Annotated in this window: 12 protein-coding genes; 4 read left to right on the top strand and 8 right to left on the bottom strand. The window is 37.2% G+C overall.

Features of this window, described 5'->3' with window-relative positions:
* Positions 1 to 8: 8 nt before the first annotated feature.
* Positions 9 to 644, top strand: a complete 636-nt coding sequence (locus tag SJY23_RS05290; RefSeq protein WP_396597722.1) for a lipoprotein signal peptidase — start codon at positions 9 to 11, stop codon at positions 642 to 644.
* Here SJY23_RS05290 and SJY23_RS05285 read toward each other — a convergent pair.
* Genes SJY23_RS05285 through SJY23_RS05260 form a run of 6 tightly spaced genes read right to left on the bottom strand, consistent with a single transcriptional unit; the run spans position 641 to position 5,117 of the window.
* On the bottom strand, positions 641 to 1,057 hold the full coding sequence (locus tag SJY23_RS05285) for a response regulator (RefSeq protein ID WP_396597721.1): 417 nt from the start codon (positions 1,055 to 1,057) through the stop codon (positions 641 to 643). The two genes, SJY23_RS05290 and SJY23_RS05285, sit on opposite strands and share 4 nt — an antisense overlap.
* 18 nt (positions 1,058 to 1,075) lie before the next feature.
* The gene (locus tag SJY23_RS05280) at positions 1,076 to 2,227 is read right to left on the bottom strand and encodes an ATP-binding protein (RefSeq protein ID WP_396597720.1); all 1,152 of its coding nucleotides are present in this window, start codon (positions 2,225 to 2,227) and stop codon (positions 1,076 to 1,078) included.
* A gap of 47 nt (positions 2,228 to 2,274) precedes the next feature.
* Entirely contained in the window at positions 2,275 to 2,838 is a 564-nt protein-coding gene (locus SJY23_RS05275; protein ID WP_396597719.1) for a 5-formyltetrahydrofolate cyclo-ligase, read from the bottom strand.
* Positions 2,819 to 3,817, bottom strand: coding sequence for a succinylglutamate desuccinylase/aspartoacylase family protein (locus SJY23_RS05270; RefSeq protein WP_396597718.1), 999 nt, complete (start codon positions 3,815 to 3,817; stop codon positions 2,819 to 2,821). Before SJY23_RS05270 ends, SJY23_RS05275 begins: the two co-directional genes overlap by 20 nt.
* A 6-nt stretch (positions 3,818 to 3,823) precedes the next feature.
* The gene (gene rimK, locus SJY23_RS05265; protein ID WP_035335038.1) at positions 3,824 to 4,696 is read right to left on the bottom strand and encodes a 30S ribosomal protein S6--L-glutamate ligase; all 873 of its coding nucleotides are present in this window, start codon (positions 4,694 to 4,696) and stop codon (positions 3,824 to 3,826) included.
* Complete coding sequence (locus SJY23_RS05260) at positions 4,671 to 5,117, bottom strand: RimK/LysX family protein (protein ID WP_035335039.1); 447 nt, start codon at positions 5,115 to 5,117, stop codon at positions 4,671 to 4,673. The genes rimK and SJY23_RS05260 overlap by 26 nt, the downstream gene beginning before the upstream one ends.
* A 102-nt stretch (positions 5,118 to 5,219) precedes the next feature.
* Here SJY23_RS05260 and uvrC point away from each other — a divergent pair, with 102 nt between their 5' ends.
* The 3 genes from uvrC (at position 5,220) to SJY23_RS05245 (ending at position 10,145) form a co-directional block, all read left to right on the top strand.
* Entirely contained in the window at positions 5,220 to 7,016 is a 1,797-nt protein-coding gene (uvrC, locus tag SJY23_RS05255) for an excinuclease ABC subunit UvrC (RefSeq protein ID WP_396597717.1), read from the top strand.
* Entirely contained in the window at positions 7,013 to 9,244 is a 2,232-nt protein-coding gene (locus SJY23_RS05250; protein WP_396597716.1) for a patatin-like phospholipase family protein, read from the top strand. The genes uvrC and SJY23_RS05250 overlap by 4 nt, the downstream gene beginning before the upstream one ends.
* A 130-nt stretch (positions 9,245 to 9,374) precedes the next feature.
* A complete protein-coding gene (locus SJY23_RS05245; protein WP_396597715.1) occupies positions 9,375 to 10,145 on the top strand; it encodes a hypothetical protein in 771 nt (256 codons plus the stop codon).
* Between the two features lie 63 nt (positions 10,146 to 10,208).
* On the opposite strand, the gene pyk is transcribed toward SJY23_RS05245, so the two are convergent.
* On the bottom strand, positions 10,209 to 11,636 hold the full coding sequence (gene pyk / locus SJY23_RS05240) for a pyruvate kinase (protein ID WP_035335043.1): 1,428 nt from the start codon (positions 11,634 to 11,636) through the stop codon (positions 10,209 to 10,211).
* A complete protein-coding gene (locus SJY23_RS05235) occupies positions 11,636 to 12,118 on the bottom strand; it encodes an IPExxxVDY family protein (RefSeq protein WP_035335044.1) in 483 nt (160 codons plus the stop codon). Before SJY23_RS05235 ends, pyk begins: the two co-directional genes overlap by 1 nt.
* Between the last annotated feature and the right edge of the window lie 13 nt (positions 12,119 to 12,131).

The following is a 12,131-nucleotide window of genomic DNA, read 5'->3' as shown; positions in this document are numbered from 1 at the left end:
ACTATATTATGTCTTTAAAAAAAGTTGCTCTTATTGTGTTCTTGATACTCCTAGTAGATCAAGTACTCAAGGTATATATTAAAACTAATTTTTACCTACGTGAGAGTATACAGGTTTTTGGTCTAGACTGGTTTCAGATTTTCTTTGTAGAAAATCAAGGAGCTGCTTGGGGCGTAGAACTACCAGGTAAATATGGTAAAATCACGCTCTCACTCTTTAGACTTATTATAGCCCCAGTGATAGGGTATTACTTATATAAGTCTGTAAAAAACAATGCGCCAAAACTGCTGGTTATCGCACTATCACTAGTCTTTGCTGGTGCAGTAGGTAATATTATAGATTCTCTTATTTACGGATCTATTTTTAGCGCGAGCTATCCTGATCAGATTGCGACATTTATGCCAGAAGGTGGTGGGTATGCAGACCCTCTCTTTGGAAAAGTGGTAGATATGCTCTACTTCCCTTTTATACAAGATGCAATGTGGCCAGAATGGGTTCCTTTTTTAGGAGGTAAAACGTTTACATTTTTTAATGCCATATTTAATATAGCCGATATGGCGATAAGCACTGGAGTAGGAATACTGCTTGTATTTAATAAAAGAGTATTTCCTCAGGACGAGAAAGATGATAAGGTTGTAGCTTAAGCAACTTTCTTTTTAAAGACTGCTGCTAGGTCGTCCAGACCAATGGGCTTTACTAGGAAGTCTTTTACGAGATTAAATTCTTGTGACCTTTTTATATCAACAGGATTTATAGAGGAGCTTACAATATATAGCGTGCTATTTTTAAGTGCTGGAAAATTGTACTTACTAAGCTCTTCTAGAAACTTCCAGCCATCCATTACTGGCATGTTGAGATCCAGCAGGATAATTTGCGGGATTGCCTGTGCCTTTTTGTGTAAAAATGTTTTGACAAAGTAGTCAAGAGCTTCTTCACCATTTCTAAAAATTATCAGGTTTTTGGCAAGCTTACGTATGTCTATCACCTTTGTGATTAAACTTACGTACATCTCATCATCGTCAATTATACATGCTATTTCTATTGGATATTCATTCATTATCTAAGGTGAGCTCGTTTATTCTAATGTTACTATAAATTTTGAGCCTTTATCTACTTTACTTTCCACTTTTATTTCTCCACCCATTGCCTCAACTTCATTGCGAGTCAGAAACAAGCCTAGACCTAAGGCATCATCATTACCGTGAAAAGTTTTATAGATTTTAAAAAGCTCTTCTCCATGCTTCTTTAAATCTATTCCTAATCCATTATCTTTTACCATAAGGTGTACTTTTCCTTTTTCTTCATAGGTATATAAAGAGATTTCTGGATCACGATCTGGATGCTTATAACGTATTGCGTTTGTAATTAGATTTTGTAAAATACTTTCTAGATATGCTTCGATGTATGAGATTTCCTCTATTTCTGAAAAATCTGTGTACATCATAACCTTGTTTTCTCTAATTGTTTGCGATAACCCAGCAACGACGCGATTATAAACATCTTGAATTACCACCGTCTCTCGTGATGTACTTGCAACATTATGCACACTTACTATCTTATTGAGATGTCTTAAGGTTACATCTAAACTCTTTCCAATTTTAGTAAAATTATCAAGTAGCTCATTTTGGTCTGCACTTAGATTTGAGCTATCAAATAGCGCTGCAGACATTTGTAAATTTCCAACTTGAGACCTTAAATTATGAGAAATAATATGGGCAAAGTCGTACAACCTCGAGTTGTGACCTTGTATTAATCTAAAAGACTGTTCTAACTGTTCTTCACGGATCTTCTCCTCATGAATATTTTGAAAAACTCCTCGTATACCTATAATCTCCCGTTCATTATCCCTAAGAGGGCGTCCGATCGCTTTTGCCCAAAATATTTCTCCATCATAGGTTCTCATCTTTATATGAGTAGAAAAAGGTTTGCCTTGTGCACAATCAAAAAAGAGTGCTGTGGCTTTGTCCATATGCTCCTCTGCATAAAAATTGAAACCAGTATTTAACGTAGGCTTGAAGTCTATAGGTACATTGAGTATCTTTCTTGCTTGTTCATCAAAGAAGCTCTTTTTATTCTCAAAATCGACACTCCAGCCTCCTGCTCCTGTAAGCTCGGAGATTTGTTTGTAGTAGAAATTATCCATCGAGAAATAATCATAACTGCTTGTAGCATTTTTTTCTACGGCACCGTTACTTTTCTTCTTTAAATATAATCTAGATAAATTCATCACTATGAGTTATATAGTGTTGAATATACCATAATATTCATAATTTTTTAAAAACTAAATATTTTTTTCGGTGAAATACAGTGATTTATGCCGACATCTTGTGAGTTTTTATCGATTAAGTGCTCTTCCGGCTCAAAATAGCTAAGACCTATTTTTATAACATCTGGTTTGCATTGAGCGAGAAAACGGTCATAAAAACCCTTACCATAGCCTATACGATTGCCCTGCTTATCATAAGCAAGAAGTGGGATAAATACAACATCAAGTTTAGATGCAGGTATCTCAATCCCGTCTTCGGGTTCTGGTATTCCATACTCGTTAACTACTATTTTAGTACTGTCTGTGAGCAAATAGTGAGACAAGGTATTTTCCTCAAAATTTGACTTTGAGATTATAATATTCTTGTCTTTTCCTCCTAAAATGGAGAGTACGTACTGAGTGTCTATTTCGCGTAAGCGGTCTATTGGTAGGAAAATATGATAGTAATTATGGTTCCAGATGTCCATAGAGAGCGCTTGATTTGCGATTTCTAAGCTCTTCTCATCGCGCTCATCTTGTGTGAGCGCCGCTCTTAAGTCTTTATATTTTTTTCTAAGCTCCTGTTTGGTCATCGTTAGGCGTGCGGTCTATAGATATATTAAAAATTGCATCTCCTTGATAGACTAGTGATGCCTCGTTTACATTAATCACATAGCCATCGTTTTTTGCCTTTACTACATGACGAAACTTACCGTAAGGATCTGTGATGGTGGCTATATGCTGCCCTACAGATACGTGCTCACCACAACTCACCTTAATGTGTAATAATCCAGAAAATTGCGCTCTAAGCCATTTTCTAGTATCTATAGATATAGATTTTTCTGGAGACTCCGGCACTTCAAAATTAGCACCCAGCATTTCTAAGTACTTTAATATTCTCATGGTTCCTAAAACACCTAATCGTGCGATTTCTTTGTCGCTTACTTTAGACTTCCCGCCTTCAAAAAGTATAACTGGTTTTCCCATTCTTGCACAGGTGGCTCTGTATGATTTTGGTATCATTTTAGAATGAAGTGTAAAAGGTGCATCAAAAATAGCTGCATACTTTAATGATAACTCATCTGAGGGTTCTATACGCACTTGAGCGACATTAAATCTAGATGCTCCACCAGTGTGAAAATCTAAACAAATGTCTGCTACGGGCAATATCTTTTTTACAAACTGATATGCAAATCTGCTCGCTAGTGATCCTCTGGGATTTCCTGGAAATACTCGGTTAAGATCTCTTCCATCTGGAAAAGTGCGTTTCATATCTAAAAACCCAAAGATATTTACCACCGGCACACAGATGATGGTTCCTTTCTTAGGTTTATTTATTTTTCTTGCAATAAGCTGCCGTACAATTTCCACTCCATTAATTTCATCTCCATGAATTCCCGAAGTAATTAAAATTACTGGTCCAGGTTTTTTTGCTCGCTCTATGATGATAGGAACCTCTACAGAATTTGCCGTGTAAAGCTTTGCAATATTAAAGTTTATGGTAGTACTCTCACCAGGCAATACTTGTTTACCTAGTAATGTGAGGATATTGTTTTCGTCTATTTCTGGCACAACTTCTTATATATTACGTTCAATATAGCGAATGATAGTTTTGGCAATATCTTTTCCAGTAGCCTTTTCGATCCCCTCTAATCCTGGTGATGAGTTTACTTCTAGTATAAGTGGACCGCGCTCACTTTGTAACATATCTACACCTGCTACACCTAGGCCCATGGCTTTTGCCGCTTTTATAGCCGCGTTTTCCTCTTCGTCTGTAAGTGTTATAATCTCTGCGGTACCGCCTCTATGTAAGTTAGAACGGAACTCTCCTTCTTTACCTTGACGCTTCATAGCCCCTACAATCTGACCATCTACTACAAAGGCTCTAATGTCTGCCCCCTTAGCTTCTTTGATATATTCTTGTACAATTACACGAGCTTCTAGTCCATTAAAAGCCTCGATGACAGACTCGGCTGCATTTTTAGTTTCGGCTAGTACTACTCCAAGACCCTGCGTACCTTCAAGGAGTTTTATAATAAGTGGCGCGCCACCCACATGAGCAATCATCTCCTCCACATCTCGAGAGTAATTTGTAAATATAGTCTTAGGCAGGCCTAGTTTTGACCTAGATAAAATCTGTAGACTACGCAGTTTATCTCTACTTCTCACAAGTGCTTGAGAGGTAGTTGTGGTAAAAGCATCCATCATCTCAAACTGTCTTACTACAGCTGTACCATAAAAAGTAATAGAAGCGCCTATACGCGGTATAATCGCATCTGCTGTTTCTAGCGTACGGCCTTTATAAAAAACAGTAGGCTTTTTCTTTTCTATGATAAGATCACATTTAAGAGGATCAATCACCTCAACGCTATGCCCTCGCTTTAAACCTACTTCTACAAGTCTGGCTGTGCTGTATAACTGTGGATTACGAGATAATATCTTTAGATTCATTGTTTTTTAGATTGTAGGATACGTTTGTAAACTCAGTATCCACGATGAATTTTTTTGTTAGAAACTTCCTTCCTATCAGAACAGGAAATCTCATGTCTTCTCTTGATGAGAGGGTTAATGATATCTTATATGTTTTATTAAAGATAGTAATACTACTTTGAACTTGATATCTGTATTGCGTTTCTCCATTACTACTACGCACAACAGCAATATCATAATCCTCAAAAATCATTTCCTGACCGTTATAGAGTGGGTGCTGTTTATCAAAAAATGTGCAGACTAGTATATTGTCCTTTTCAACGATACTGTGACAATGTATTGAAGAGGTGTAAGCACCCGTATCGATTTTGATGTCGATATCATAAAATCCTAAAGCAGGAAAATCTGCTTTGTCGGTGCGGCCTATAGTGCGTTTGGGCATAGGATAGCAAGGTATAAAATATGTACTTCCATTATTAAGATTTTAACGCGATTTTTTATGCTTTCGCGAAAGCGTAATAGGCCTCATATATTATCTTTGAGTATGCCTGCTGCTCCAATAGAACTTCAACTCAAAACACTTCCTACAAGTCCGGGAATATATCAATACTACGATAAAAACGGAAAGTTGCTTTATGTAGGAAAGGCAAAGAACTTAAAAAAACGAGTACTTTCCTATTTTAATAAAACGCTAGATAACGGTCGCATAAGGACGATGGTCAAAAAGATTTACGAGATGAAGCATATCGTGGTCGAGACCGAGACAGACGCGCTTCTCCTTGAAAATAGCCTTATAAAAGAATACCAGCCACGCTATAACGTACTACTTAAGGATGATAAAAGTTACCCGTGGATTTGTATAAAAAATGAACGCTTCCCTCGGATTTTCCCTACTCGAAGACTCATTAAAGATGGTAGTGAGTACTACGGTCCATACACGAGTATGAAAACCGTGCGCACGCTACTAGACTTAATCAAAAGTTTATACAAGCTGCGCACTTGCAATTATGATCTCTCTAAAGATAAAATAGATGCAGGGAAGTATAAAGTATGCCTTGAATATCATCTAGGTAATTGCGAAGGCCCATGTGAAGACAAACAATCAGAAAAAGAATACCACGAGCACATAGAACACATACGGCAGATTGTAAAAGGAGACTTTAAAGACTCTCTAGCTCGCTTTCGCGAAAAAATGAAGGAGCATGCCGCTGCCATGGAGTTTGAAGAGGCACAACTCATTAAAGAAAAACTTGACATACTCGAGGGATATCAATCTAAAAGTACCGTAGTAAACCCTAAGATAAGCGATGTAGATGTGTTCTCTATAATAAGTGACGAGGGATATGGATATGTAAACTTCTTACAGATATCGCACGGAGCTATTATTAAATCACACACACTAGAGCTCAAAAAACAACTGGACGAAACAGATAAAGAATTACTAGAGCTTGGTATAATTGAGATCCAGCAACGTTTTGACCATAACTCAAAGGAGATTTACGTTCCCTTTGATGTGGAACTAGGTAATCAATATAAAATCACGGTGCCTAAACTGGGTGACAAAAAGCGCATACTAGAACTCTCTGAACGTAATGCTAAGTATTACAGGATGGAGCGTTTTAAACAAACTAAAATTGTAGATCCAGATCGCCACACTAACCGTATAATGGCACAAATGAAGGTAGATTTACGACTAAGTGAGGAGCCTAGACATATAGAATGTTTTGACAATTCAAACATTCAAGGCTCAAATCCCGTAGCTGCTTGTGTTGTTTTTAAAAATGGTAAGGCTAGTAAAAGTGATTATCGTAAATTTAATATCAAGACAGTAGAAGGTCCAGATGATTTTGCGAGTATGGAAGAGGTTGTTTACAGACGCTATAAGCGACTCCTAGCCGAAGACCAGCCACTGCCACAACTTATAATTGTAGATGGAGGTAAAGGACAATTATCTAGTGGTGTAAAAGCACTAGATGATCTAGGCTTACGTGGTAAAATAGCAATCATAGGGATTGCAAAACGTCTAGAAGAATTATTTTATCCCGGTGATAGTATTCCATTATATCTCGACAAAAAGAGCGAGACTCTCAAAATCATACAGCAGTTACGTAACGAGGCGCACCGCTTTGGTATTACCTTTCACCGTAATCAACGTAGTAATGCCGCTCTAGGAACAGAACTTGACGCTATACGTGGTATAGGTGAAAAAACAATTGTAGATTTATTAAAGCATTACCGCTCAGTCTCAAAAGTTAAAGTAGCAAGTAAAAAAAGTCTCACAGAGATAATAGGACCCTCAAAAGCAGCTATCATATATAATCATTACCACGTAAAAGAATGAAATACCTCCTACTAATTACAACTTTCATGTTAAGCCTCTCTGTGTTTGCGCAAGAAGCACAACAGGAGGATATAAAAGTAGGTCTGGTTTTAAGTGGTGGAGGTGCAAAAGGTTTTGCACACATAGGTGCACTCAAAGTTATTGAGGAAGCTGGTGTACGCATAGATTATATAGCTGGTACAAGCATGGGAGCCATTGTGGGAGGGTTATATGCCTCTGGATACACCGCAACAGAGCTTGATTCTATTTTTACCTCTGTAAATTTTGACAATATTATTCAAGATAATTTACCTCGTAAGGCAAAGACCTCTTATGAGCGTGAAGACGCAGAGCGTTATGTGATTTCATTACCGTTTGACCACCTTAAATTATCACTACCTAGCTCTTTAAGTAAAGGGCAAAACACCTATAACCTACTCGCCAAAAATCTCGATCATATTTCGAATATTAGTGATTTTAGTAAGCTACCCATTCCTTTTTTCTGCATTGCAACAGACGTAGAAAAGGGAGAGCAAGTTATTCTAGACAAAGGATATTTACCAGAAGCACTAGGAGCCAGTGGTGCGCTACCATCACTTTTTAGTCCCGTGCTCATAAACGGAAAGCTTCTTATAGACGGAGGCGTTACAAACAACTACCCTGTAGAAGAATTACGCGCAAAAGGGATGGATATCATTATTGGTGTAGATGTACAAGATACACTACGTGGTAGATCTAACCTTAAAACAGCATCTGAGGTACTACTGCAGATCAACAATTATCGCACTGCCAAAGCGATGGAGGAAAAACGTAAACAGACAGACATTTACATTAGACCTTCTATTGATGCCTATTCTGTTGTTTCTTTTAATGAAGGTAAAATCATTATGGGAACAGGAAATACCAAAGCAAGGGAACAGTATGATGTTCTTAAGAAAGTTGCGATGAGGCAAAAACCGCTTTCGCGAAAGCGTATAAAACCCACACCACAAGATTCATTACAAATTGCCGCTGTGAGTATTACGGGTAATGAGCAATATACTAGAGCTTACATTCTAGGAAAATTAAAGCTCACTCCTCCAGTTACAGTATCTTATGAAGATTTTTACAATGGTATTAACAACCTCACAGCAACCGAAAACTTTAATAGAATAGGGCATAGACTCCAGAAAGTAAATGATGAATTTGTACTTCACGTTGAGCTAAAAGAATCAAGCAGCACACAGTCACTACGCCTTGCCCTGCATTATGACGACCTTTTCCGTACGGCAGCTCTTATTAATTTTACAAAAAAAAGAGTGCTTTTTAAAAATGATATTGCCTCTCTAGATTTTATTGTAGGAGATAATATAAGATATGACTTTGATTATTATATAGACAAAGGTTTTTACTGGAGTGTAGGTGTAAACTCTTCTTACACCTCTTTTGAGCAAGGTGTGAGCGCTCGTCTTATTGAAGATTTACGTGACATACCTCTTGATGGAATTAATAGAGTAAGTCTTAAATATCAAGATTTAACTAATAGAATTTACATACAGACATTACTAGCAAAGCAATTTACATTTGACATAGGTATACAGCACAAGTTTTTAGATATCGAAACAGAAACTGTCGTGTCTACTAATGAGGAAGAAACAGCGGTTATTTTTGAAAGAAGCAACCTTGGGGGATTGTACTCTCAATTAAAATATGATTCTTTAGATAATAAATACTTCCCTAACTCAGGAGTTCTTTTTGACGCAGATTTTGATTTATTTCTAGCCTCATCAGATTACAATAATGATTTTACAGAATTTGGGGTTGCAAATGCACGCATAAAGTATGCTGGAAGCATAGGTAATATATTTACAGCTACCGTTGAGGCCTCAGGTGGGTTTAAAGTAGGTGGGGCAGATAATAATTCTCTCGACTTTTTCTTAGGAGGTTATGGTGCAAAAAAGGTAAATAACCTTGTTCCTTTCTTAGGGCATGACTACTTAAGTATAGCTGGAGATGGTTATGTAAAAGCGCTTTTTGAGATTGACTTTGAAATTTTTCCAAAAAATCACCTTAACCTCTCGGCAAATTTTGCAAACGTAGGCTATGACATTTTTGACAATCCAGATAACTGGTTACCACCAGCTACATTTTCTGGTTATGCGCTTGGTTATGGTTCTGAAACGTTGCTTGGCCCTTTACGACTTAAATACACCTACAGTCCAGAAGTTAAACGTAGTGAGTGGTTTATAAGTCTTGGTTACGAGTTTTAAATTATTCTCAGACAATAATTGGATAGCGTGTACGTTGTTGCATTTTTATTGTTTTTTTAACTATTTCATTCTAATATTTGGCACATATCGTGGTTTCTACTGATAAATGTTTAATCTAAAATCATTCATCATGAAAATCAACACCATCATCCTCGCCGTAACTTGTGTAGCTGTCTCTTTGAGCTGTGACACTTCAAATGAAAATAAAAGTGACCAATCTACTCAAGAAACACTTGCAATTGCAACTCCAAATGTTCTCGCAACTCCAACTCACTTTTATGTGAATACGTCTTCTGGTTTATCATTAAGATCTGGAACAAATCTAACTTCAAAAAAAATTCTCACGCTTCCATATGGTGCACAAGTCACTCTTGTAAGTAAGCCAGAACACACAGTAATGACCGTAGATGGGATTACAGGTGAGATGGTTGAAATCAATTATCAAGGTGCAACAGGTTTTGCTTTTAATGGCTATTTAACATCGCTTGCTCCACCACAGTCCAATGAAGACCTACAAGCATACATAAACCGCATAAGCACTCCAGAACGTCCTATTAAAGTAATAAAGAAAGCCAATAAAAAGGGGAAAGACTATGGAATGACTACAACACTAGAACTTCCTGCTAAAAACTGGAGTGAAGCATATCAAATTTCTCAGCGTCTTTTTAATCTTCCTAAAGGATTACATCCTGACCTTTCAAATACAAAAGAAACAATCACTATCACAAATGGTAATAAAAGAGCTCGTACACAAACAGATGAGCTTACTATTAAGGTAACCCCAAAAGGTGAAGTAGAAAATATCACCTACTCTTACTCATTAAGAGATTATAAGCGCACTGTCGTGATCAAACAGTCTGATAATGCCTACTTGATTAGAGAAGAGGAAATATCCTCGTAAATCTCATTAAATATTAAAAAAGGGGAGCCAATGGCTCCCCTTTTTTAATATTTAGTACAGAAATTATACCTCAGAGACACGTAGTGTATTTACCATTCCTTTTTCAAGAAGTGGCATGGCAACTAAGTTGATAAGCATATCACCTTTAGCTACTAGCTCAGTATTTAAAGCCAGTTGTCTTATATCTTCTACCGTCTCATCTGTACTTACAAATTTGTCATAAAACAATGCTTTTACACCCCACAATAGATTAAGCTGTGTGAGTATACGCTTGTTTGATGTAAATACGAGAATATGGGATGATGGTCTCCAGGCAGAGATTTGGAATGCTGTATAACCACTATTTGTTAGAGTAGTAATTGCTTTTGCATCTATCTCATCTGCCATGTGGGCTGCGTGATAACATATCGCTTTAGTGATATATCGCTTAGTCTTAATATGTGGTGGAGCTTGCGGTACCTTTATAAGATCTGAGTCTTCTACATTGCGACATATAGAAGCCATTTTCTCAATCACCTGCACTGGGTATTGCCCCACAGAAGTTTCTCCAGATAGCATCACTGCATCTGCTCCATCCATAACAGAATTTGCGACATCATTTACCTCAGCACGAGTAGGTGTAAGGCTTGATATCATAGTCTCCATCATTTGTGTAGCAATGATTACTGGTATTCTTGCTCTTTTGGCGCGTAGTACTAATTGCTTTTGAACTAGTGGCACCTCATGTGCAGGAATTTCTACACCTAGATCTCCACGGGCCACCATTAAAGCGTCACAATAAGCTACAATCTTATCTATATTTTCTACAGCTTCTGGCTTCTCAATTTTTGCAATAATTGGTACTTTATGATCAGAATGCTTTTTAATTAACTCTTGTAATTGTTGCAAGTCTTCTGCATGTCTTACAAATGAAAGTGCCATCCAGTCTACCTTAAGCCCCAGTGCAAAAATGGCGTCTTTTACATCTTTTTTAGTAAGTGCAGGTAGTGAAATATCTGTATTAGGTAAGTTTACTCCTTTTTTAGAACGTAATGGTCCTCCTTGAATAACTTTTGCTTCTACCTCAGTTTTACCATCTGTCTTGAGAACCTCAAACATAAGTTTTCCATCATCAAGTAATATGCGCTCACCAGGCTTAACATCTTTAGGAAACTGCTTATAGTTCATATAAACACGCTCCTTTGTTCCTTCAAATTCACTTTCTGTAGAAAAGGTTATAATATCTCCAGGATTTACGATTACCTCTTCTTTCATTTTACCTACTCTAAGCTTTGGGCCCTGTAAATCTGCTAGTATAGACGTGTTGTACCCCGTCTCTTCGCTCAATTCACGTATCATGGCTACACGCTCCTTAACATCTTCATAGTCTGCATGTGAAAAGTTAATGCGGAATACATCTACTCCTGCATTCATCATGTCTAGCAATACTTGTCGCTTACTAGTTGCTGGCCCTAGGGTTGCAACTATCTTGGTTTTTTTTCTTTTCTGCATTATTCAAAAATTAAGTGTTCTTTATTTTTTAACGAGCTTACGTCTACTTCATAAGCGGTGACTATATGTGATATTTGATTGAGGATTTTAAGTGCTTTAGCTTTCGCGAAAGCGTTACCATCCTCAACAACTTTTATAAAATAATCTACTTGAGGCATCTCAGGAATAAAGTAGGTAGTCTTGAGTGTCTTTTCTGATTCAAAAAGACCTGCAACAGCTTTTGCTTCTACCTCTATCTTTGTTTTATTTGATAATACATAGTAATCTACGTACTGACGTTCGTCATTAAACTCAAAAAAAGGATAGCTTGCCTCTTCTTCTCGATTACCAATGATTAGATCTTCACGAGAACGAAATAGTCTTAGCCCAAGATTCTTATTGAGTAAATATGCCAAATAATATGGCTCCAATGAACCGTGAATAGCTATGAGCGTAAAGTCATAACCAATGGAGTCTTCCAAAAGAATTTTATACATTCCCATAACGTCTAAGCAA

It is taken from the genome of Dokdonia sp. R86516, assembly GCF_044596715.1.
In the GTDB taxonomy this organism is placed as follows: domain Bacteria; phylum Bacteroidota; class Bacteroidia; order Flavobacteriales; family Flavobacteriaceae; genus Dokdonia.
This window is presented reverse-complemented; position numbering and strand designations above follow the sequence as displayed.

Excerpts from the sequence above, each read along its gene's own strand:
- SJY23_RS05290 (WP_396597722.1), top strand. The coding sequence starts at position 9 with ATGTCTTTAAAAAAAGTTGCTCTTATTGTGTTCTTGATACTCCTAGTA.
- SJY23_RS05285 (WP_396597721.1), bottom strand. The coding sequence starts at position 1,057 with ATGAATGAATATCCAATAGAAATAGCATGTATAATTGACGATGATGAG.
- SJY23_RS05280 (WP_396597720.1), bottom strand. The coding sequence starts at position 2,227 with ATGAATTTATCTAGATTATATTTAAAGAAGAAAAGTAACGGTGCCGTA.
- SJY23_RS05275 (WP_396597719.1), bottom strand. The coding sequence starts at position 2,838 with ATGACCAAACAGGAGCTTAGAAAAAAATATAAAGACTTAAGAGCGGCG.
- rimK (WP_035335038.1), bottom strand. The coding sequence starts at position 4,696 with ATGAATCTAAAGATATTATCTCGTAATCCACAGTTATACAGCACAGCC.
- SJY23_RS05260 (WP_035335039.1), bottom strand. The coding sequence starts at position 5,117 with ATGCCCAAACGCACTATAGGCCGCACCGACAAAGCAGATTTTCCTGCT.
- uvrC (WP_396597717.1), top strand. The coding sequence starts at position 5,220 with ATGCCTGCTGCTCCAATAGAACTTCAACTCAAAACACTTCCTACAAGT.
- SJY23_RS05250 (WP_396597716.1), top strand. The coding sequence starts at position 7,013 with ATGAAATACCTCCTACTAATTACAACTTTCATGTTAAGCCTCTCTGTG.
- SJY23_RS05245 (WP_396597715.1), top strand. The coding sequence starts at position 9,375 with ATGAAAATCAACACCATCATCCTCGCCGTAACTTGTGTAGCTGTCTCT.
- pyk (WP_035335043.1), bottom strand. The coding sequence starts at position 11,636 with ATGCAGAAAAGAAAAAAAACCAAGATAGTTGCAACCCTAGGGCCAGCA.
- SJY23_RS05235 (WP_035335044.1), bottom strand. The coding sequence starts at position 12,118 with ATGGGAATGTATAAAATTCTTTTGGAAGACTCCATTGGTTATGACTTT.